23 protein-coding genes are annotated in these 22,349 nt (G+C 48.7%); 10 read left to right on the top strand and 13 right to left on the bottom strand.

Annotation, left to right across the window (positions count from 1 at the left end; translation table 11 throughout):
- The first annotated feature begins 274 nt into the window (after window positions 1–274).
- Genes hisG through hisIE form a run of 8 tightly spaced genes read left to right on the top strand, consistent with a single transcriptional unit; the run spans window position 275 to window position 7,359 of the window.
- A complete protein-coding gene (gene hisG / locus LG288_RS08220) occupies window positions 275–1,168 on the top strand; it encodes an ATP phosphoribosyltransferase (protein WP_404399723.1) in 894 nt (297 codons plus the stop codon).
- 6 nt (window positions 1,169–1,174) lie between these two features.
- Window positions 1,175–2,488 (top strand): histidinol dehydrogenase, encoded by a 1,314-nt coding sequence (gene hisD / locus LG288_RS08225; RefSeq protein ID WP_404399725.1) that lies wholly within the window; start codon window positions 1,175–1,177, stop codon window positions 2,486–2,488.
- Window positions 2,485–3,570, top strand: coding sequence for a histidinol-phosphate transaminase (hisC, locus tag LG288_RS08230; RefSeq protein ID WP_404399726.1), 1,086 nt, complete (start codon window positions 2,485–2,487; stop codon window positions 3,568–3,570). Before hisD ends, hisC begins: the two co-directional genes overlap by 4 nt.
- A complete protein-coding gene (gene hisB / locus LG288_RS08235; RefSeq protein WP_404399728.1) occupies window positions 3,567–4,658 on the top strand; it encodes a bifunctional histidinol-phosphatase/imidazoleglycerol-phosphate dehydratase HisB in 1,092 nt (363 codons plus the stop codon). The genes hisC and hisB overlap by 4 nt, the downstream gene beginning before the upstream one ends.
- A complete protein-coding gene (gene hisH, locus LG288_RS08240; RefSeq protein ID WP_404399730.1) occupies window positions 4,655–5,248 on the top strand; it encodes an imidazole glycerol phosphate synthase subunit HisH in 594 nt (197 codons plus the stop codon). The genes hisB and hisH overlap by 4 nt, the downstream gene beginning before the upstream one ends.
- The gene (gene hisA, locus LG288_RS08245) at window positions 5,242–5,979 is read left to right on the top strand and encodes a 1-(5-phosphoribosyl)-5-[(5-phosphoribosylamino)methylideneamino]imidazole-4-carboxamide isomerase (protein ID WP_404399731.1); all 738 of its coding nucleotides are present in this window, start codon (window positions 5,242–5,244) and stop codon (window positions 5,977–5,979) included. The genes hisH and hisA overlap by 7 nt, the downstream gene beginning before the upstream one ends.
- The gene (gene hisF, locus LG288_RS08250; RefSeq protein WP_404399732.1) at window positions 5,961–6,764 is read left to right on the top strand and encodes an imidazole glycerol phosphate synthase subunit HisF; all 804 of its coding nucleotides are present in this window, start codon (window positions 5,961–5,963) and stop codon (window positions 6,762–6,764) included. Before hisA ends, hisF begins: the two co-directional genes overlap by 19 nt.
- Window positions 6,751–7,359: a bifunctional phosphoribosyl-AMP cyclohydrolase/phosphoribosyl-ATP diphosphatase HisIE gene (gene hisIE, locus LG288_RS08255; RefSeq protein WP_404399734.1), complete on the top strand. Its 609-nt coding sequence runs from the start codon at window positions 6,751–6,753 to the stop codon at window positions 7,357–7,359. Before hisF ends, hisIE begins: the two co-directional genes overlap by 14 nt.
- A 1-nt stretch (window position 7,360) precedes the next feature.
- On the opposite strand, the gene LG288_RS08260 is transcribed toward hisIE, so the two are convergent.
- From LG288_RS08260 to LG288_RS08320, 13 genes are all read right to left on the bottom strand, one after another.
- Window positions 7,361–8,740, bottom strand: a complete 1,380-nt coding sequence (locus tag LG288_RS08260; protein ID WP_404399735.1) for an MATE family efflux transporter — start codon at window positions 8,738–8,740, stop codon at window positions 7,361–7,363.
- Between the two features lie 4 nt (window positions 8,741–8,744).
- A complete protein-coding gene (locus LG288_RS08265) occupies window positions 8,745–9,542 on the bottom strand; it encodes an alpha/beta fold hydrolase (protein WP_404399737.1) in 798 nt (265 codons plus the stop codon).
- 69 nt (window positions 9,543–9,611) lie between these two features.
- On the bottom strand, window positions 9,612–10,259 hold the full coding sequence (gene adk, locus LG288_RS08270; protein ID WP_404399738.1) for an adenylate kinase: 648 nt from the start codon (window positions 10,257–10,259) through the stop codon (window positions 9,612–9,614).
- 114 nt (window positions 10,260–10,373) lie between these two features.
- Window positions 10,374–12,287, bottom strand: a complete 1,914-nt coding sequence (gene htpG, locus LG288_RS08275; RefSeq protein ID WP_404399739.1) for a molecular chaperone HtpG — start codon at window positions 12,285–12,287, stop codon at window positions 10,374–10,376.
- Between the two features lie 83 nt (window positions 12,288–12,370).
- Window positions 12,371–12,985, bottom strand: coding sequence for a recombination mediator RecR (recR, locus tag LG288_RS08280; RefSeq protein ID WP_404399740.1), 615 nt, complete (start codon window positions 12,983–12,985; stop codon window positions 12,371–12,373).
- A 14-nt stretch (window positions 12,986–12,999) separates the two neighbouring features.
- Window positions 13,000–13,326 carry a YbaB/EbfC family nucleoid-associated protein gene (locus LG288_RS08285; protein ID WP_404399741.1) on the bottom strand — a complete coding sequence of 109 codons (327 nt, stop codon included), beginning with the start codon at window positions 13,324–13,326 and terminating at the stop codon, window positions 13,000–13,002.
- A 15-nt stretch (window positions 13,327–13,341) separates the two neighbouring features.
- A complete protein-coding gene (dnaX, locus tag LG288_RS08290; RefSeq protein WP_404399742.1) occupies window positions 13,342–15,099 on the bottom strand; it encodes a DNA polymerase III subunit gamma/tau in 1,758 nt (585 codons plus the stop codon).
- Window positions 15,100–15,420: 321 nt separating this feature from the next.
- Entirely contained in the window at window positions 15,421–16,704 is a 1,284-nt protein-coding gene (locus LG288_RS08295; protein WP_404399743.1) for a tetratricopeptide repeat protein, read from the bottom strand.
- A gap of 15 nt (window positions 16,705–16,719) precedes the next feature.
- Window positions 16,720–17,334, bottom strand: a complete 615-nt coding sequence (locus tag LG288_RS08300; protein WP_404399744.1) for an energy transducer TonB — start codon at window positions 17,332–17,334, stop codon at window positions 16,720–16,722.
- A 1-nt stretch (window position 17,335) separates the two neighbouring features.
- Entirely contained in the window at window positions 17,336–17,737 is a 402-nt protein-coding gene (locus LG288_RS08305) for an ExbD/TolR family protein (RefSeq protein WP_404399745.1), read from the bottom strand.
- 12 nt (window positions 17,738–17,749) lie between these two features.
- Window positions 17,750–18,274 (bottom strand): MotA/TolQ/ExbB proton channel family protein, encoded by a 525-nt coding sequence (locus LG288_RS08310; RefSeq protein ID WP_404399746.1) that lies wholly within the window; start codon window positions 18,272–18,274, stop codon window positions 17,750–17,752.
- A gap of 4 nt (window positions 18,275–18,278) precedes the next feature.
- Window positions 18,279–19,646 (bottom strand): MotA/TolQ/ExbB proton channel family protein, encoded by a 1,368-nt coding sequence (locus tag LG288_RS08315; RefSeq protein WP_404399747.1) that lies wholly within the window; start codon window positions 19,644–19,646, stop codon window positions 18,279–18,281.
- Window positions 19,643–20,431 carry a DUF3450 domain-containing protein gene (locus LG288_RS08320; RefSeq protein WP_404399748.1) on the bottom strand — a complete coding sequence of 263 codons (789 nt, stop codon included), beginning with the start codon at window positions 20,429–20,431 and terminating at the stop codon, window positions 19,643–19,645. Before LG288_RS08320 ends, LG288_RS08315 begins: the two co-directional genes overlap by 4 nt.
- Before the next feature lie 491 nt (window positions 20,432–20,922).
- Here LG288_RS08320 and priC point away from each other — a divergent pair, with 491 nt between their 5' ends.
- Together priC and LG288_RS08330 are read left to right on the top strand one after the other, a co-directional pair.
- Window positions 20,923–21,429 carry a primosomal replication protein PriC gene (gene priC / locus LG288_RS08325; RefSeq protein WP_404399749.1) on the top strand — a complete coding sequence of 169 codons (507 nt, stop codon included), beginning with the start codon at window positions 20,923–20,925 and terminating at the stop codon, window positions 21,427–21,429.
- A complete protein-coding gene (locus LG288_RS08330; RefSeq protein ID WP_404399750.1) occupies window positions 21,429–22,337 on the top strand; it encodes a histone deacetylase in 909 nt (302 codons plus the stop codon). Before priC ends, LG288_RS08330 begins: the two co-directional genes overlap by 1 nt.
- Window positions 22,338–22,349: the final 12 nt, after the last annotated feature.

Here is a 22,349-nt window from a genome sequence, read left to right on the forward strand (position 1 = left end):
GCTAAACTTTAACCAACTATAGACTAAAAATAATAAGCTGTGGGGTTGCTTTCTTAAAATAGTTAAGTATCCTTCTATACAACTGACTTATTAGTTACATCACCACGGAGCTAAAGATGCAAATTAAGCCGCGTACTCACCACCATCATCATTGGTTTTATTTGGGTTAGCCAGCTATTTGCTTCTTGGCTAGCCACAAAACGCTAGCCTTTCGCATGACTATACAACCCCTCGAAAGGCAAACTTTCGAGGGGTTTTTCTATTAGGAGTCGTTATGACCGAACGTTTGACCATTGCTATTCAAAAATCAGGACGCTTAAGTAAAGAGTCTATCGCACTACTTAATGCCTGCGGTGTTAAATTCAGCCTTAATGAAGCCCGCTTGATTGCTCACAGTACCAGTCACCCCATTGATCTGCTGCGCGTTCGCGATGATGACATCCCGGGTCTGGTTATGGACGGAGTGGTCGACTTGGGCCTGGTCGGCGAAAACGTACTTGAAGAGGTGCGTCTGGAGCGTGAGGCCGTTGCTGCCGGCGCCGGCTTTAAGTCATTACGTCCGCTTGACTTTGGCGGTTGCCGATTGTCTATTGCTGTACCCCGTGAGGCTGACTACCAATCGCTGAGCGATCTGAATGGTAAGCGCATCGCCAGTACCTATCCGTATTTATTACAGCATTATTTGAAACAGCAAGGTATCAAGGCCAAAAACGTCAACCTGACCGGCTCCGTTGAAGTTGCCCCCCGTGCCGGCCTTGCCGATGCGATTTGTGATTTGGTATCAACCGGTGCCACGCTGGAAGCCAACGGCTTGATCGAAAAAGAAGTGATCTTTCGTTCTCAGGCTCAGCTAATCCAGCGCAGCGACGACTTATCTACTGATAAGCAGGCAATGATCGATCAATTACTACCGCGCATTGACGGTGTGCAGCTTGCCCGGGAAAGCAAATACATTATGCTGCACGCGCCGAAAGATCAGTTGGATCAAGTTATTGCTTTGCTGCCCGGAGCCGAAACTCCTACAGTGCTGCCGCTAAGCCATACTGACCAGCAAGTTGCCGTGCACATGGTCAGTACCGAAAAACTATTTTGGGAAACCATGGAAGATCTAAAAGCCATTGGCTGCAGCTCTATTTTAGTGCTGCCTATTGAAAAAATGATGGGGTAGATTGTCATGTCCGATGTACAACTGAGCATTGAGCAGTGGTCCGGGCTTACCGCAGCCGAACAAGCTGCGCGTCTCGCTCGCCCAAAGCAAAGCCGTTCCGAAGGACTCAAAAACACGGTCGCCGAAATTTTGCAGCAGGTCCGGCAGCAGGGGGATGAAGCAGTTTTGCAGCTGACGCAGCGCTTCGATTATCCGGAAGCTAAGAGCCTGACCTTAAACACAGAGGAAAAACAGCAGGCTTTACAATTGCTCGATAGCGAAACAAAAGCTGCGATCGACACTGCATACGGTACCATTAAACGCTTTCATCAGGCGCAGCAGCCCAGTTCTACTCAGGTAGAAACAGCACCGGGTGTTATCTGTGAGTCGCGCTATGCGGCCATTAATTCGGTCGGCTTATACATCCCTGGCGGCACCGCAACACTACCTTCGACCGCATTAATGTTGGGAATCCCAGCGCAGTTAGCCGGTTGTCCACGCAAAGTGTTGGCTACACCGCCAGCGCGTGACGGCAGTATTCCGCCAGCTATTGTCTACGTAGCCGAACTTTGTCAAATTGATGAGATCATTTTATGCGGCGGCGCTCAGGCTGTTGCCGCTCTTGCTTACGGCACCGACAGCATCCGCGCCGTTGATAAAATTTTTGGTCCGGGCAATGCGTTTGTCACTGAGGCAAAACAGCAAGTCAGTCAAGACAGTAGCGGCGTCGCCATTGATATGCCGGCCGGCCCTTCTGAGTTACTGGTGATTGCCGACGACAGCGCCAATGCGGCTTTTGTTGCTGCCGACTTACTATCTCAGGCCGAACATGGCGCTGATTCGCAGGTACTGTTACTGACTCCGTCAGCAGAGTTGGCGAAGGAGGTTGAACAGCAGCTTATTAAACAAACTGCGTTACTGTCCCGCGCTGATATCATCAAACAAGCGCTGGCCAATAGCCGCCTGCTGGTTACCGATTCGCTGGCTGATGCAATTGCTATTTCGGAGCGCTACGCGCCCGAACACCTATCGCTGCAATTTGATCGCGCGCGAGATTATTTGCCCCGGTTAACAACGGCCGGGTCAATCTTTCTAGGCCATTATACCCCGGAGTCCGGTGGTGATTATGCAACCGGTACCAACCATGTGCTGCCAACTTATGGTTACGCGCGTAACTACAGCAGCCTGGGGCTAACCGACTTTTATCGCCGCTACACCATTCAGGAAGCAACACAACAAGGGTTGAGTGGTCTGGCTGCAGCCATAAGCCGGCTCGCGGAAATTGAGGGACTGGACGCCCATAAGCGTGCGGTAACGGTTCGCCTGGAGGGCCTGGAATGAGCATTGCACAGCAATTACAACGGTCACATTTAGCCGAACTGGAACCTTATGCGTCAGCTCGTCGCAGCATGATCGGCGGTTCTGTCTGGCTGAACGCCAACGAGTCTCCCTTTGTTAATGACTATCAAATGGACAGTAGTCAACTTAACCGTTATCCGGCTTTTCAGTCAGACGAGTTAAATACCCGTTACGCCAACTATGCCGGGGTTAGTCCCTCGCAAGTACTGAGTTGTCGGGGCTCGGACGAAGCCATTGACCTGTTGATCCGGGCCTTTTGCGAACCGGCCCGGGATGAAGTTATTATTTGTCCACCAACCTATGGTATGTATGCCATTTCGGCCCGGACCCAGGGCGCCGGCGTCAATGAAATTCCATTATTGCCTGGCAACTGGCAACTTGACCTGAAACGCCTTTTACCAGCACTAAAAGACAGTAAGCTGGTATTTTTGTGCTCGCCGTCTAATCCCTTAGGCAACAACTTAAACAGCGCTGATATCGAACAGGTATTAGAACACGCCGAGCAAACTTTAGTGGTGCTGGATGAAGCTTACATCGAGTTTTGTCCGGACAAAACGCTTACCTGCTGGCTCAAACGTTTTCCCAATCTCGTCATTCTTAGGACGTTATCAAAGGCCTTTGCTCTTGCCGGTGCCCGCTGCGGCTTTGCCCTTGCTGATGCCGAAATAATAGATGTCCTGAAGAAAGTTTTAGCGCCTTATCCGTTGCCGGACCCTACTGTACAGGTAGCCTGCCAGGCTCTTGCTGAGAGTGGAATTGAACATCTCCAACAGCAAGTCGCCAACCTACTGGACGAGCGCCAGAAGCTGTTAAAGTCACTGCAGCAGCTTGGCTTAAACACAGTGGCAAAGTCCGCAACTAACTTTGTCTTAATTCAGGTAGACAATGCTGAACGCTTAGTGGCAGCGGCCGCTGCCCAGGGAATTTTACTACGCAACCAATCGGCCCAGAAAGGATTAGATAACTGCGTTAGAATTAGCATCGGCAGTGCTGATGAAAATCAACAACTGCTGGAATTTTTTAATCACTTTTTTTCTTCTTCTGTAAACGGAGACAGGCTATGAGTAACACGGCATCCCGACAGCAGCGCTGGTTATTTATTGACCGTGACGGTACCCTGGTTGAAGAACCCAGCGTTGATAAACAACTTGACCGGCTCGACAAACTGGTTTTTGAACCCCGGGTAGTCCCTGCTTTACTTAAACTGCAGGACGCCGGTTACAAATTAGTTATGGTATCAAACCAGGATGGCCTGGGAACCGAGAGCTTCCCCAAAGCCGATTTTGATGCGCCTCATCAGTTAATGATGCAATTATTTGAGTCCCAGGGCATTATTTTTGAAGAAGTCCTTATTTGTCCACATTTTGCTGACGATAATTGCAGTTGCCGAAAACCCGCCTTAGGTCTGGTACAACATTACCTGCAGCAGGGCCTGGTGGATTTTACCGATAGCTACGTTATCGGAGACCGTGAAACTGACCTGCAATTAGCACAGAGCATGGGTATTGCCGGCCTTCGTTACCAACGCAACGGCCTTAACTGGGACGCCATTTGTCGACAGCTGACCGAACGCCCGCGCAGCGCTGAAGTGGTCCGGACAACACGCGAAACGGATATCAGTATCGCTGTGGATTTGGATGCTCAAGGTCCGCACGAGTTCAGTACCGGCATTGGCTTTTTTGATCATATGCTGGAACAAATTGCGACCCACGCCGGCATCGCTCTGACTGTAAAAGTCACGGGTGATCTGCATATTGATGATCATCACACCGTCGAAGATACCGCCCTGGCGTTAGGTCAGGCGCTTCGTCAGGCTTTAGGAGACAAACGCGGAATTGGCCGCTTTGGCTTTGCTCTGCCTATGGATGAATGTCGGGCAGAATGCCTGATAGATTTATCAGGCCGACCTTATTTAAAATGGCAGGCTGATTTTTCCCGCGACAAAGTGGGCGAGCTGTCAACGGAAATGGTTGAGCACTTTTTTCGCTCTTTGACGGATGCTATGGCTATGAGCCTGCACTTATCAACAACTGAAGGTAATAGCCATCACCAGGTAGAAAGTTTGTTCAAAGTATTTGGTCGGGCATTAAGACAAGCCGTTAGCGCCAGCGGCGATAACCAGTTGCCATCCAGTAAAGGTATGTTGGCATGAACCTTGTGATAGTTGATACAGAATGTGCCAACCTTACCTCAGTTCGGTTTGCACTGGAACGGCTGGGCATTAAGCCAACAATCAGTGATGATGCAATGCTGATAAAAAATGCCGACCGGGTCATTTTACCAGGCGTGGGAACCGCTGCCGCAGCCATGCGCAACCTGGAAAACAAACAACTGATTGAACCGCTGCAGTCCCTAACTCAGCCCGTCCTGGGTATTTGTCTGGGTATGCAGCTGCTGACCAGCCACTCTGAAGAAGGCAACGTTAACTGCCTTAACGTGATTCCGGCCAATACTCAGCGGATGCAAACCGATGCCTTACCCCTGCCTCATATGGGCTGGAATAATATTGAGCCGGTCAACGATAATCCTTTATTAACTGATGAGCAGTCACCCTACTGCTATTTTGTTCACAGTTTCGCCGTGGCTGAAGACCAGTACACCATCGCTCGCTGTCACTATCATCAGCCATTCGCCGCTATGATTAAAAAAGATAATTTTATCGGCGCCCAATTTCATCCTGAGCGCTCCGGTGCTGCGGGCCGTCGCATTTTACAACGTTTTTTGGAGCTGCCGTTATGCTGATTCCAGCACTGGACTTAATTGATGGCCGGGTAGTCCGGCTTTTTCAAGGCGATTTCGGACAAAAAACCGAATATGATCTGGATCCTCTGCAGCAGGCTCAGTACTACCATCAGCAAGGCGCTGAGTGGTTGCATTTGGTCGATCTTGATGGCGCCAAGGATCCCCTCAAACGTCAGCAGCAGCTGCTTGCTGACATTACCCGGCTATCCGGTTTGCGCTGTCAGGCGGGTGGCGGCATCCGCAATGAGGACGATCTGGAGCAACTATTCAAGGCCGGTATAGAACGTGTTGTTATTGGCTCAACGGCAGTTAACTCTCCGCAGACAGTCCGTGGCTGGTTGAGTCACTATGGTCCTGACGCTATTGTACTGGCGCTGGATGTCAACATTAACAGCGAAGGCCAGGCGATGGTTGCCACCCACGGCTGGCAGCAACAAAGTACTTTGACCCTGGATAATGTGTTAGAGCGGTATCTGGATGTGGGCTGCCGTCACGTACTCTGTACTGATATCAGTAAGGACGGTACCCTAACCGGCTCTAATGTTGAGCTGTACCGGCGTTATAAAGCACGCTACCCGAACATTGCATGGCAAGCTTCCGGCGGAGTCAGTTCATTAGCTGACCTAGCCGAATTAAAAGCCGCTCAATGCGATTCTGTTATTCTGGGTAAGTCATTATTAACCGGACAGTTCGAACTGCAGGAGGCCCTGGCATGCTGGCAAAACGCATAATACCCTGTTTGGACGTTCGCGATGGGCAAGTCGTTAAAGGTGTGCAGTTTCGCGATCACGAAATCGTGGGCGATATTTTGCCATTAGCGGCCCGGTACGCCGAAGTCGGTGCTGATGAGCTGGTTTTTTACGATATCACTGCCTCGGCAGACGGTCGCACTGTGGACAAATCCTGGGTAGAACGAGTGGCTCGGGAAATTGACATTCCCTTCACGGTTGCTGGCGGTATCCGCAGCCAACAGCAGGCACAAACCCTGCTCTCGATGGGCGCTGACAAAATTTCAATTAACTCTCCGGCACTGCAAAATCCTGACTTGATTAACCAACTGGTTGATGAGTTTGGCCAACAGTGTGTAGTGATCGGCATTGATAGTTTTTATAATGAAGACTCTGGCCGTTATGAGGTTCACCAATTTACCGGAGACCAGAGCAAAGCGCGTCGCTCAGCCTGGGATACCAGCGACTGGGTTAACGAAGTAATTGGTCGCGGGGCCGGCGAGATTGTACTTAATTGTATGAACCAGGACGGTGTTCGACAGGGCTACGACATTAAGCAGTTGGCGGCTATCCGGAAACAGTGTAGTGTGCCGCTGATAGCTTCCGGCGGCGCGGGGAAAATCCAGCATTTTAGCGATGTTTTTGAACGGGCAAATGTTGACGGTGCACTCGCAGCATCAGTATTTCATAAAAACCTTATCACTATGGCTGATTTAAAACAGCAGCTGGCTGACCAGGGGATTAGTATTCGCCCTATTGCGCAGGATCGACTTTATGCAACTGACTGAAGACAATATCAACCAGCTAAGCTGGCAAAAAATGGATAACTTGCTGCCTTGTACGGTTCAGCATTCGCTTACCGGCGAAGTGTTGATGACCGGTTACATGAATCCCGAGGCGTTGGCGACAACGCTGCAATCAGGCAAAGTGACTTTTTTCAGTCGCAGCAAGCAAAGGCTATGGACTAAGGGTGAGAGCTCCGGGAACATACTGGCGTTGCGGGGTATCTACCAGGACTGCGATCAAGACGCCCTGCTGGCACAAGTAATCCCCCATGGACCAACCTGTCATCTAGGCACCTGGAGCTGTTTTGCCGCTGCACCCGCTCCATTTTTACAACAACTCGATCAGCTGATTGGTAGTCGCAAAACGGCGGATCCCGAACACAGCTACACGGCCAGACTACTGGCTGCAGGGGTAAAGCGTGCAGCGCAAAAAGTTGGCGAAGAAGGAGTTGAAGTTGCGCTGGCTGCGGCAGTAAATGACCAGCAGGAGCTACTTAATGAAAGCGCTGACCTTTTATATCATTTACTGGTCGTACTGCATGCCTCAGATACCGATTTAGAATCAGTGCTGAAGGTTTTACAACAGCGCAACAGTTAAATTAATCTGCACTGTTAAGCTGCTGCCGAAACTGCTCGCGTTGATAGCGCCGCGCCACCCGGTAAAGACGCGCGTTGAGTAAGACGGCAGCCACAGACAAGCCGCTGATAATACCAATCCAAAAACCGGCGGCTCCCATTGCCGGAACAACCCAATCGGTCAAACCCAGCACCATGCCAACACTTAATCCGAATGGCCAGTAGGAAATAAATGCCATGACCATCGGATACTTAGTATCCTTATAGCCCCGCAGGGTACCCATCGCAATGGCTTGAAAAGTATCCGATAAGGTGAATATAGCGGCCAGCCCCATTAACGTACCCGCTAGTTTTATAATTTCTGCATTTGGCGTATAGAGACTGGCTAACCATTGTCCCGCCAGCCACATAATCAAACCATTAATGGCCGCAAACAAACCACCAATCCACATTGCCAGTTTGAAACTTAATAAGGCATTTTTGGGCTCGCCTGCCCCCAGCGCAAAGCCGACCCTTAATGTCACTGCCATGGAAATACTGAGCGGTACCATATAGACAAGTGAGCTAATGTTAAGAGCAATCTGGTGGGCAGACACAATCACGGCCCCAAGCGGCGAAATTAGCAGCGCAATAATGGCAAACAAACTGACTTCAAAAAATAACGACATGGAAATAGGAAAACCAATACGTACCACATAAGCTACATCATCAAAATTTGGTGCATACCAGCGTCTCAACAACCGTAATTTTTGATAACGCCGGGCAGTAAAAACGTAAATTGCCATTGAAATAGCCATGGCCCACAACACAAGCGCTGATGCCAGCCCACAACCGGCACCACCCAACTCCGGTGCGCCAAAATGACCGTAAATAAAAATATAATTAGCCGGTATATTAACCGCTAAACCAATTAAGCCAATCACCAAAGACGGCATGGTGTTAGCAAGGCCTTCGCAAAAATTCCGTAGTACCACATAAATAACAAAAGCGGGAATACCAAAGGCAATATAATAAAGGTACTCCAGAGTCGTTGCCCTGAATTCAGGCTCCACCCCCATTGCATCCAGTATGTGGGACGAGCCGCTCATCGCCAGCATCGCAATGACCCCAAAAATGGCACAGGCATAAAAACCCTGTTGCAACATGTTCGCTATTCGCCGATGCCGGCGAGCGCCATCAAAATGCGAAATAATAGGTGCCAGAGCCAGTGCCAGCCCGAAGATAAGCAAGGTAATGGGGACAAAAATACTGCCGCCGACAGATACCGCGGCAAGATCAACTGCGCCCTTGCGGCCGGCCATAACCGTATCTACCACACTCATCAGCATCTGCGTCAGTTGTGCTATTAATATCGGCCCCGTTAAACGGGCTAACTTGACCAGTTCTTTAGTCACCACCGCCATCAGATCAGCTGTTCCGTTGGATGAAGTTTACTAATACCGGGTTAACTTCAGCCGGGTGTGTTAGAGGCCCCATATGTCCAGCTGCTACTTCAACTTTTTCTACGTCGGGCAAAGCATCGGATAAAGCTTTCACCACAGCTTTAGCACTGCGGCGGGTATATTCCCCGGTCATCAGTAAGACTGGTTTCTCTACCCGGGCATAATCACTTAACTCCAGAGGTTCTCCCAGTAAAGCGTCAAAATCCAGTGCCACTTTGTCGGCTTGCTTTGTCATCAATGCCTGAATTTTTTCCGGCAGCGCATCGAAGTAGCCCGGTTGATTCCAGTAATCAACAAACGTGCGTGTGCATGCACGCGCATCGGCCCCGTGCATTGCGTCGTTAATTTCGCGAATTTCAATCATACCCGGGGAGTCTTCAGGTAATACATGAAAAGATACCGGCTCGTATAGAGCCAGTTTTTTCACTGCGATCGATTCGTCCGCGGCCATTTTTAGAGCCAGAGCTCCACCGTAAGAGTGACCAACTATTATCGCCGGTTGACTAAAACCCAGCTGCTGTAATGCTGTTTTGACCCGCTCAGCTTCGTCCGCTAGCCGAAAATGTGGTTGTTTATCAACTTTCGGAGCCTGCCCATAACCTAACAAGTCTACGGCTATAAGATGAAAGTTTCCGCTCAAATCCTTAATTAAGCTGCGCCACTGCGAACTGGCACTTTGCGAGCTATGCAGCAAAATAACCACCTCAGCTTTATCCTGAGCGGCTGGCCAATGGTAAATACCCTCACTGATTTGTTGCATCATCCACCTGAATTAATAAAAAAGGGCCCACACTAAGTGAGCCCTGATCGAGAACGTCAGCTTGCAGTGCGCTTATTTTTGCAATAACTTACCGAGCTCTTTGCTCACTTGCTCTACGGGTTGAGTGCCATCAATTTCATGGTACTCGGTTTCGCCTTCTGCAGATAATTTTTTATAATATTCAACTAAAGGTTCGGTTTGCTCATGATAAACCGACAGGCGCTTGCGCACAGTTTGTTCCTGATCATCCGGGCGGATTACCAGGTCTTCGCCCGTTTCGTCGTCTTTACCCTCAACCTTTGGCGGATTATGCTCAACATGGTAAACACGACCAGAACCGGGGTGAACACGGCGGCCGCTCATGCGCTCTACAATAACCTCGTCCGGAACCGAAAACTCGAGCACGTAATCCACTTCTATGCCCTGCTCACGCATTGCATCAGCTTGTGGGATAGTCCGCGGAAATCCGTCTAACAAAAAGCCATTCTGGCAATCAGGCTCGGCAATCCGCTCTTTTACTAACTCAATAATAATCTCATCAGACACCAGCTGACCGGCATCCATCACCTGCTTTGCTTTTTTACCTAACTCAGAGCCTGACTTGATTGCGGAACGCAACATATCGCCAGTAGAAATCTGTGGAATACCGAAGGTCGTCATCAAAAACTGAGCTTGGGTTCCTTTTCCTGCTCCAGGGGCACCTAATAGAATGATGCGCATACACAGCCTCATTTTTTATTGAAAAGTTTGCTCAGAACTGTACCCCGATGCGGGCGTTATTACAAGCGGGAACAAACGCCGTAGCCTGATAAACTACGGCGTTTTTTTGCGGTATTAGACGTTTAGCATCAACTTGTTCAGTTTGCTGACAAACGAGGCAGGATCTTTCAGGCTACCCCGCTCCGCTAACGTTGCCTGATCAAGCAATACTTCGGCCCATTGGCTGAACTCTCTGTCGTCTTTGGCTGTCATTTTTTCAACTAATGGATGGCCGGGATTAACTTCCAAAATGTATTTGGTTTCCGGAACCGGCTGCCCTGCCGCCTCCATTAATTTTGCCATCTGTGTACTCATGTCATTCTCATCAGTGATAATGCATGCCGGAGAATCCGTTAAGCGATGAGTAACACGGACTTTTTTAACCCGCTCACCGAGGGCTTCTTCAAACCGCTTAATCTGATCTTTAAACGACTCTTCTGCCTGCTCCTGCTCTTGTTTATCTTGCTCATCATCAAGTTCACCAAGATCCAGATCACCACGGGTAACTGATTGCAGCGACTTTTCTTTGAACTCGGTCAGGTGGCTCATAAGCCATTCATCAATGCGCTCGGATAACAGCAGTACTTCGACACCTTTTTTATTGAAAATTTCCAGTGCCGGGTTATTTTTTGCTGCTTCATAACTATCAGCAACAATGTAATAAATTTTGTCCTGACCTTCCTTCATCCGCTCGATATACTGATCGAGGCTGACGTTTTGTACAGCCGAATCGTTCTCGCTTGAGGCAAAACGCAATAGCTCCGCAATACGTTCGCGATTGGGCTGATCTTCAGCCGGACCTTCTTTGATAACGTTACCAAAAGTATCCCAGAACTGCTGATAAGACTCAGCATCATCTTTAGCCAGCTTTTTCAGCATCTGTAATACTTTTTTAGTGCTGCCATTGCGCATCGAACGAGTGATTTTGTTGTCCTGTAAAATCTCACGCGAAACGTTTAACGGCAAATCATTAGTATCAATAAGCCCTTTCACAAAGCGCAGATAAGTCGGCATTAACTGCTCAGCATCGTCCATAATAAATACGCGCTTCACATACAGTTTTACACCGTGCTGCTGCTCACGGTTCCACAAATCCCAGGGCGCACGTTTCGGGATATAGAGCAGACTCGTATACTCCGTTGTACCCTCGACCTTGTTGTGGCTCCACAGCAGCGGATCATCAAAATCATGAGCAACCGTTTTATAAAACTCTTTGTATTCGTCGTCAGAAATGTCTGACTTTTCCCGCGTCCAAAGAGCCTGGCCTGAGTTTATAGTCTCCCAGCGGCCGGGCTCTGCTGGTGTCTTTTCACCTTCTTCATTTTCTTGTTCAGGAACCGGCTCCTTCCACATTTGTACTGGAATACTCAAGTGCTCAGAGTATTTATTGACAATGCCGCGCAGACGAAAATCGTCCAAAAACTCATCTTCGTCTTCTTTTAAATGCAGAATGATGTCGGTGCCACGGCGGGCTTTTTCAGTTTCGGTAATTTCGAACTCGCCCTCACCTTTAGAGCGCCATTCAACGCCAATGCTGCCTTTATCAAAGGCCGACCGGGTACGCACTACCACTTCGTCAGCAACGATAAAGGCAGAATAAAAACCGACACCAAATTGACCAATAAGTTGACTGTCTTTCGCCTGATCACCAGATAACTGCCCAAAAAAGTCAGCCGTACCGGACTTAGCGATTGTTCCCAAATGATTCATCACTTCGTCGCGGGTCATGCCGACACCATTGTCACTGATAGTGACTGTGCGGGCTTCTTTATCAAACGAAATGCGTACGTGTAGTTCGCTGTCATCACCGTAGAGTGAATTGTCACTCAAGGCTTTAAAACGTAACTTATCAGCTGCGTCGGAGGCATTAGACACAAGCTCACGTAAGAAAATTTCTTTGTTGGAATAGAGGGAATGGACCATCAGGTGCAAAAGTTGTTTTACTTCTGTCTGAAACCCATGTTTTTCTGTTTGACCGGCTTCCGCCATAGTGTGTTTCTCCTATCGTGTCACCTTGCTAGTGCAGTTAAAAGTGGGGACGATAGGAAAAATTTCAAGGCGCCGCGTCTGGATTAACGCGAGAATTGTTTCCGGCCGCTAAAGGCATGACCTAATGTGGTTTGATCAACATAGCCCAGCTCGCCGCCGACGGGCACACCATGAGCGATACGCGTGGTGTTAATACTGAGCTGCTCCGCGATATCAGCAATATAGTGAGCGGTGGCATCACCCTCTACCGTTGGGTTGGTAGCGAGTATCACTTCGCTCACAGAGTCTTGCCGCAACTGCCTCTCCAGTTCGTCGAGGCCAATATCAGCAGGGCCTATCCCATCCAGCGGCGAAAGATGCCCCATCAGCACATAATAGCGCCCCTGAAATTGTGACGTCTGCTCTACAGCTAACACATCTGCCGGGGTTTCGACTACGCAGATGACACCGCTCTCGCGACGCCTGCTGTTGGCGCAGATTCGGCACACAGACTCTTCAGTCAGGGTTCGGCAATTTTCGCAATGACCAACCCGCTCAACAGCTTCGCGAAGACTATTAGCTAGCGCTGTTGCGCCTTCACGATCACGCTCGAGTAAGTAAAAGCCCATTCGCTGAGCTGTCTTTTGGCCGACGCCCGGTAACCGCTTTAAGTCATCTACCAGGGCGTCAATGGCCGGACTGATGCCAGCTTTTGTCATTTTTTCTGACCGACCTAAAATGGCATCTTAAAGCCAGGAGGCAAGCCCATGCCACCTGTTACATCCGCCATCTTTTCTTTACTGGTTTCTTCAACCCGCCGGACCGCGTCGTTGGTAGCCGCTGCAATTAGGTCCTCGAGCATTTCCTGGTCATCTTCCAGAAGGCTGGGATCAATCGCTACTCGCTTAACATTGTGGTTTCCCAGCATGGTAATTTTTACCAGCCCGGCACCGGCTTCGCCAGTCACTTCCATATTGGCGATTTCTTCCTGGACCTGTTGCATGCGCTCCTGCATCTGCTGCGCCTGCTTCATCATATTGCCCATTCCACCTTTAAACATATTCGCTTCCTCTTTTTAAACCGCTGATATAGAAGATTCTACAACTTGTGCAGCAAATCGCTGCTTTAACTCATTGATACCGGCGTCCGTATGGATCCATTGTACCGCAAGCTGATGCCGGTAAGCATCGATCGATTGCTGGATCATTAATGGGGTCGGGTAACCGGGTTCTTCAACCACAACCTCAAAATTACCTTGCCGGCTTACCATATCCCGCATCGCTTCAGTAACCGCCTGAACGGTAGCTTCACTCACTAAACTTTGTTGTGCAGAGGCAACGCCAATCTGCCACTGGTCCGCGCTAATTTTACGCAAATTCGAATTGAGCAATAGTTGCCGGGATAAACCATTAAGTTCCATCGCGGCAATCATAGCAGCCCAGTCATCGACCTGCTCCGCTTTGCGAATCTGCTCATTAAACTCGGGTAACTGCGCAGCTAAATCATCTGCTAAAGACTGACCTACTTCAGGCTTTTTTTTTTGCTCGTTACTGTCAGTAGACACAAAATCAGTTGGCACAGAGGACTCGGTACGCTGCTGTGCGGATGCAAGCTGCTCGCGCATCTTAAGCAGGTCGTCAAGATCAGAAGCCGGACCCGGTTCCGAAGATACTTCTGCCACGGGTTCTGGCGGCGTCGGTATGTTAGTGGCTGGCGAATCTGGTTCGCCGCCTAAATCTACCAAGCCATCATCAGACATTGGTTTAAACGCAAGTAATCGCAGCAGTGTCATTTCCACGCCGGCTCGCTCGTCAACGGCAAACGGCTGCTCTTTGCGGCCTTCAATGACCAGCCGGTAATACAGCTGTATCACCTCCGCCGGTAATTTCCGTAATAAACTTTTGCTGGTTTGCTGCTCTTCTTCTGTTGCCAGTGACGGTATTTGTTGAATAAGTGCCAGTCGGTGCAGCAGTGCCTGTAGTTCCGTTAATAAAACGCTGATATCCGGCACCACCGCCGACATTTGTTCAAACAGATTAAAGGCTTTATTTGCTTCGCCATCAGAAATAGCATCCAGCAAGCCAACCACATCCGCCCGCGGAACGTTGCCCAGCATCTGTTGCACACTTTCTAACTGAACAGCGCCGGCTCCTTGAGCAATCGCCTGATCAGTCAGGCTAAGGCCATCGCGCATGCTGCCACTAGCAGCGCGGGCAATTAGTCTTAACGCCTCGTTGTCTGCATTAATACCTTCCTCTCCTAACACCCGACGCAGCTGCTCGCTAATTAAGTCTTGCGTCAGCGCCCTCAGGTTAAATTGCAGGCAACGGGACACAACAGTAACCGGCAGCTTTTGCGGGTCTGTTGTGGCTAACAGGAACTTCACGTGTTCCGGCGGCTCTTCAAGGGTTTTTAATAGCGCATTAAAGCTATGGCGGGACAACATGTGGACTTCGTCAATGAGGTAGACTTTAAATCGACCCTGCGTCGGGCGGTATTGAACGTTATCCAAAAGCTCCCGGGTATCTTCTACTTTTGTCCGCGACGCCGCATCAATTTCTAATAGATCGACAAATCGGCCCTGTTCAATATCACGACAGGTCTGGCATTCTCCGCAAGGCTGCGAAGTAACGCCTGTCTCACAATTTAAGGCCTTTGCCAGTAACCGTGCAATGGACGTTTTACCAACACCACGGGTGCCGGTAAAAAGGTAGGCATGGTGCAGCCGATTATTTTCCAGCGCATGTTGCAGCGGCCTTAACACGTGTTGCTGACCAACAACCTGTGAAAATTGTGCCGGCCGCCATTTTCTTGCCAGAACTTGATAGCTCATCAAAAATATCCCTGATTGGTCATAAGTCGATTAACCCGCAGTATATCTGGCAAAGCAGCAAGCTTAAGAGGTAAAAATTTGAACTAAACGCGCGACAAGGGGAAGACAACCAATCACGACGAACATGACTAAGCCAACCAATAAAAACGGGAAACCTGAAGGGTCTTTTTCAGTATCAGAAGCCATAACTATTTTCTCCATCTATAGTAGGTTTTGATCATACTCCAACGTCATAAGATTAACAAATACCTTAAGAAAATAAAAAACCCCGATGACCGATCGGGGTTTTTGAATTGCGTTAATTGCAACACAGATAATAGCTTACAAGCTAACGCCTTTACGGTCCGCAGTTGACCGGATATGACCGACCCAGCTACGTGCTGAACGGCGCTGACCATCAAACTCGGTTGCGCGCTCTGCATAGCGTAAGGCTTCGCGGTATTCACCGCCATAGAAGAAGGCTTCCGCCAGCGACATATAAATACGGCCCTGGTCACTCTCTTCAACGTAATCCAGCGCTTCACGTAACGGCGACGTCGCTGCAATGTACTGTTCGTCAAGTAACAGCAAGTTGCCGCGCTTGCGCAGGTATTCACCTTTATCGTCCGCATCTTCGGCAGCATCAGCTGCACGTTGATACCAAGCGACCGCTTGCTCAAACTCTTTCGCACGATGGAAGCTGTTAGCTACCGTGGAAAAGTTCTTCGCCGACCCTTCAATATCACCGCTTTCGATATGCTTAGCCATTGTCGTGGCCGCTTTGTAGGGAATGCCCTCGTTATCATAAAGCTGAACCAACATTTTAAATTGGTTTTCTTTATCAAGATAACCTGCCAGGTACGCCACCTCCATGGTCGCCAAAGATTTCGTGTAATCTTCTTCGATCATGTAAAACTGAGCCAACTGGGGCCACCACGTCGTCACACCAGGAAGTGTATTGATTGCTTCCTCGAGTACTTCAATAGCCTGTGGATACATCTTACGCTCGTAGTACGATGCCATCAGCAGGGTGTAAACGTTCTTGTCTGCCTCATCAGAATTGTTCAGCGCAGCTCGTGCAAAAGGCACTACGTCACTAAACTCTTTCTTCTGATAATGGGCATTGGCAATGAAAGTCAGAACTTGCGGGTCTAAATTACCCGTAAACTTAAGCCACTGGGTAAGATAGTCAATCGACATATCATACTGTTCTTCCTGCAATGCCAATTGGCCTACCAGCTTTAATACCGCAGACTGATCATTCCAGCCCAAGACATCTTGGTCCGCCGATGTTTTAAGAATCCGAAGTGCTCGTTCAATTTGTTCGTCCTGCGCGTACAAAGTACCCAGGAACCGGCCCATGTAAGCTTGGTCGTAGCCTGGTTCCAGCTCCGGATATTCTTCTTCAAGGACGTCAATTGCTTCCTGGAGTTGCTCTTGCTCGTACAGCTCAAAAGCGTCCATAATCGCCCGGCCCGTACTTTGTCCGGCGGCCTGGTTTTTACGGCTTTCTTTTTGAGCTTCTACAGTTTCCTGACTAGGCAGTTGGAAACCGAGATCCTGTGCGACAACCGGTGTGGTTGCCAACACAGAAGCAAAGGCAAAGGCACTAACAAATGTTTTCATTGCTGCATTCATTTCTTATTGCCCATCCATTGTAAAGTCAAGCTGAACGGTCATACCTTCCTGACGGATAGGTTTACCATCCACGACCTTCGGCTTGTACTTCCAACGCAACAATGCGCGGCGAGCCTCCCGGTCAAATACTCGACGAGGTTCAGAGTCTATTACTTCAACGTCGGTGACACCGCCCTGCTCATCAATAGTGAAGCGCAGTTGTACCCAACCTTCGGTGCCATTACGGGCAGCTGACGGTGGATAACGCGGCTCGATACGTACGATTGGAGTTGCATCGCCATCCTGATTCAACAGGTTGCCCGGACCTGAAAGGCCGGTATCTGCTCCTCCAACATCGACATCAAAGCCCATGTTCATGTTCATGCCATCACTACCCGAAGTATCCGGCTCAGACTGAGGTGTCTCAGGCGGCGCCTCTGGTGGTGGCGGCGGTGGCGGCGGCGTTCTCTGCCGCTGCTGAACGTCGGACTCAGGCGGCGACGTTACGATGTCAATGACCGGCGTCGGAGGCGGAGCTTCGTTACTCTTTGCCCCCCCGCCGATTAAGTAAGCCATAAAAGCAAACAAAGCAAACGTAACGGCGGCACCTAGTAATAAAGATACTAAAAAGCGCACCATATTAGTTATTCTCCGCTGCTATGGATATCTTATCAATACCCGCTTCCTTAACTTGGTCCATGACTTCGACAACGCGACCATGTTCAGCTTCTTTGTCTGCCTGAATAACAACTAGATCAGTAGGTTGCTCAGCCAGCATACGTTCAAGGTTTGCTGCTACGCGCTCTACATCGACCTGGCGTTTATCCATCCAGACTTCACCAGTATCGCGAATCGCGATAAAAATGTTAGCTGAAGGCTCTTTGTTCGCCTGATTAGCTTCAGGTTTATTAACCTGAATACCTGCTTCTTTTACGAAAGAGGTTGTCACGATAAAGAAGATCAACATGATGAAGACGATGTCCAGCATCGGCGTCATATCAATCGACGCATCTTCCTCTTCACGAATACGATTACGTGCCATAATTTTACTCTCTTAATGATGTGGCAGACTGTCAACCAGGCCCTGTTTAGCACGACGAACTTTACTTTCAAGTCGAGTCGCAAAAAACATTCCGGATAACGCAGCAACCATACCGGCCATTGTCGGGATTGTTGCCATCGAAATACCCGATGCCATCAAACGGGGATTACCCGTACCTTGCACTGCCATGATTTCAAATACTGAAATCATACCGGTAACTGTACCCAGTAGCCCAACCAGAGGACATAAGGCAACACAAGTTTTGATTAACAGAATACGTGCATTCAGTTTATCGTTAGCTTCGGAAATCCATGCTTCACGGATTTTATGTGCGTACCACGAGGTGGTATCTTTCCGCGCATCCCAGTTCGCAATGATTTTTTTGCGAAGCTTAGGGAATGCGCCTGAGAGGAACCAATAACGCTCGATCATCAGTACCCACATAAGAAAGAGTACCCCCATGACGATGTACAAGACATCGCCACCGGTCGCAATAAAATCCCTGACAGATTCCCAAAGTTCCATCAGGTAAAGCATGGGATTACTCCTTCTCCGAATGAGCAGCTACGATACCAGCAACCTGTTCGTCCAGAATATGAACAATAGATTTGCTGCGACCTGCCACAATGCTGTGAGCCAAAATCAATGGAATAGCTGCAATCAGACCCATAGCCGTTGTTACCAACGCCATTGAGATGTCACCTGCCATGATCTTCGGATCACCGGTACCGAATAATGTGATTGACTGGAACGTACCAATCATACCAACAACAGTACCTAAAAGACCTAATAACGGTGCGATGGCTGCCAGAATCTTAATGACATTAACGCCACTTTCAACTTTCGGTGTTTCTTTCAGAACGGCTTCATCAAGCTTCAGCTCAAGGTTTTCGGCATCGGCATTTTTGTTAGCGTGGTAAACCTTAAGTACACGACCCAACGGGTTTTTGTCCGATGGCTTGTCGATGTTTTTAAGCTGTGAACGCATCTTGCCGCCAACTGCTGTCAAAGTCAGCAATTTGAATACTGAAATCAGTAGACCGATAATCAATACCACAGTGATGACATAACCAACCGTACCACCTTGGTGATAGCGTTCTTCCAGAGTCGCTTTTTGTGTCAACAGACCCAAAATCTGGCCTCTCGACGGATCCAGATAAACGCCTTCATAACCACTACTGGTTTCAGTAAAGGCTTCTGTTTGGCTAGTGATGTAACCGTCTGGCTGACGACCTAAAGGCTGGACCTGCTCAGTCGAATCATTATAAGTCAGGTATTGACCACCAGAAATCAAGTTGAATGAACCAACCCGAGTGATTTCTTTATTCTCAACACCACCATCCAGCTGGTAAACATCAGTTTCGAACGTAACTACCTTACCTGACTGAACCATCTCGGTCAGCAGCGCTGTCCAAAGCTCTTCAAGCTCGGTAAGCGTTGGCAGTTCTTTTGCTTCTGCCAGGCTTTCAAGAACATCTTCACGGCCCGGGTACTGAGCGCTGACGATAGATGTCGCGATACGACCGATGGTTTCGGTAGCAGCACCACGAACAACACCGAACATTTCACCCAATGTTCCTTTCGCGTTTTCTAGCTCTTGCTCTTTATTGGCAAGGGTAATTTCGTTTTCAGAGAATTGATTCTGTAAACGCTTACCGCGAGCTTCTTCGTCACTTAACTGCTGTCGTGCCTGATTAAGTAACGCTTGCTTGTCAGCACGGGCAGCGGTGAATTCACGTTCCCGCTCAGCACTGATTTCGCGTGAAGAAACCCGGTTTTTTTCAACCAATTGCAACAGCTCTTCTAAACTTTTAGCTTCAGTATCCTGTTGCGCGTTAGCAGCGAGAGTCGTACCTGCAGAAAGGCTGACTGCTGCTGCAATCATTAACGATTTAACTATTTTTTTCATTCTGCACTCTCCGCTGCGAATACTGGAAGTTTCACCAGATCGTAAGCCGTTTGCTTACGCGACATACGAATCGCTGTGGTTAGAGGATTCAAAAACTCGTCTTCCAGGGCTGACCATTCACCAGATTCGTTGTTGTAGATCCACGCATTTTTAAGATCCAGTGATTGCGCTAAAAACGCTACCCGACCCATGTGGAAAAAGTCTACTGCAACTTCCTGGCCACCGACCTGCAAGTTACCCTGGTATGAAATCAGGCCTGAGCCATAATCCATTTCAGTTTGATACGCTTCGATAATCTGACGGAATTTCTCTGACGTTGATACGTTAGAATTACCCATGATGTCGCGTAAACGCGCAACACGGTTCATCCGCTCTTCTTTATGAATTGGAAGATCCAGTTTAACGAACTCTTCTAATGCATCGATCATCTCATACATTAACGGCACAACACCTTGCTTAGTTTCGTCGATGCCATCAATTTGACGCTGCAGAGAATCGATTGTCGCCTGTTGGTCTGCAACCAGTTTTGCAACATGGTCATTATAGACTTTCAGGTTTTCGTATTCTGCTACAACGGAGCGATACTCAATTAATAAGTCCTGGCTTTGCTCAAAAAGAGAATTAATTTTCTCCTGTGATTGCGCTTGAGCATTCAGAATCTTCTGTTCTTCGTTCTGTAGCTTAGCTACATCAACTTGCTGAGCAGCGGCTACGCCGGTACCCGCAAACGCCATCACACCCATCAGGGCTGCAGCGAGCTTGGTTCTCTTGATTATTTTGGTCATAGTTCCCAACCAATTTTAATTAACTTCGCTTCCACACCACTTAAGGGCGGGAAACACCAGTTTTTGAGTGACGAAAAGATCAAATCCAACTCTTGCCTGTCTATTTAAACCACAAGCAATAACCGCTTGATATTCCCACGATGGTTATACGCTGTCAACCTGACTCAAAGCAGGATTAACTGCGTTATAACAGCCGCAGGGGCTATCGGTTTATTGCTGTTAATGTGTTTTATAGAACAGTTGCTAGACGACATCCTGTCGTCCGTTTTTTTGTATTACCCCCCGGTAAACCAAATAAATTTGCTATCCGAAGGGTACTACTACATCAGCATAGTATCACTTTTTGATCGTCGAACAACAGGCTGTTACAAATTTCAACGTAATTACTACATCTGCCTAAACGTGCTAACCCTAAGTAGCATTTATTTTGTCTCGTCACGGTGATTGCATTACTATGCAAGTCTATAGAAGTCAGGTTTAAGGGCGCTAACGTGCAGCAAATTGACGGTATCCTGAAAGAGCTCACCGGACAGGCGAAAAGACTGGATGAAAAAAATCGTAAACAGCAACGCCAGTTGTCAGAACAATGGTTTGCGCCCGGCTTATTTAGCTGCCGTTCGAGTCTTGCAATAGACTATGTTAGCGAGACTTGCCAGTTATGGCAGCAACTACAAAGCACGACAAATGCCGAGGCTGGCGAGTTTATTGCACAACAGTTCAGCAACCAGTTACTGGCCCTAAAGACGGCTCTGAATAGTCATCAATTACCGCGCGAACAGCAGGACCGGCGAGTTAAAAGGCAGTCGCGGTTGGCCGAGTTGCGTACCCAACTAGCAACTTACCATGGTTACGAGCAACGCCTTGGAAAAGCCGTTGCTGATCTGCAGCAGAGCAACGATAGTAACGCCGCACAACAACAACAAAAGCGTCTAAACCGATGCCAGCTGGCGATAACTGACTTGCAAGCGCAAATACAAAAACTGGAAGAAGGTCGCTGATGCCTGTCCCCTTTATCTACCATCCCCGTTACAGCCAGTTGTCACTTCCGCCGCGTCACCGTTATCCGATTGACAAATATCGGCTACTGCGGCAATGGGCTGTCGAACATGGAGCGCAGCAAGAACAGTGGGTAAAGCCTACCCCGATCGACTGGGCAAAAGTTAAAACCTGCCATAGCCCGAACTATGTCCGTCAGTTAGTTAATAACCGTATTGACCGTAAGGAATGGCGACGGGTCGGCTTCCCCTGGTCTGAGCAGTTACTGCTGAGAACCTTAACGTCAGCCGGAGGAACAATAAAAGCTGCGGAATTAGCTGTTGCTAGCGGCTGTGCTATTCACTTCTCAGGGGGCTACCATCACGCTCACAAGGACTGGGGCAGTGGCTTCTGTCTAGTTAACGATTTAGCTTTAGCTGCACGGCATATTATTGATCAGGACAGTAGCGCTAAAGTGCTGATTTTTGATACTGACGTTCATCAGGGCGATGGCACCGCAACCATTTTTTCTAAGGAGCCGCGCATTATTACCTGCTCCGTCCATGGCAAGTCTAATTTTCCTTTTGTAAAATCACGCTCGAATGTTGATATCGAACTGGAAAAAAATACCACTGATGACGAATATTTAGCGGTAGTACGGCAAACATTAGGTGATTTAATCAGAGTCCACCAACCCAGCTTAATTCTTTATGATGCAGGCGTCGATATATACCAAAAAGATGAGCTTGGTCATCTGGCGATAAGTCTGAATGGAATTTTTGACCGTGACAAAATGGTATTAACAATGGCGCGTGACCACGGTATTGCATTAGCGGCCGTCATTGGTGGCGGTTATCAGCGAAACCTGACCCGCTTAATTAGAGCCCATGCCCAGCTGTTAAGGGCAAGTTATCATGTCTGGAAAGCTTAAGAAAGGTGGCGA

It is taken from the genome of Idiomarina seosinensis, assembly GCF_044797955.1.
In the GTDB taxonomy this organism is placed as follows: Bacteria; Pseudomonadota; Gammaproteobacteria; order Enterobacterales; family Alteromonadaceae; genus Idiomarina; species Idiomarina seosinensis_A.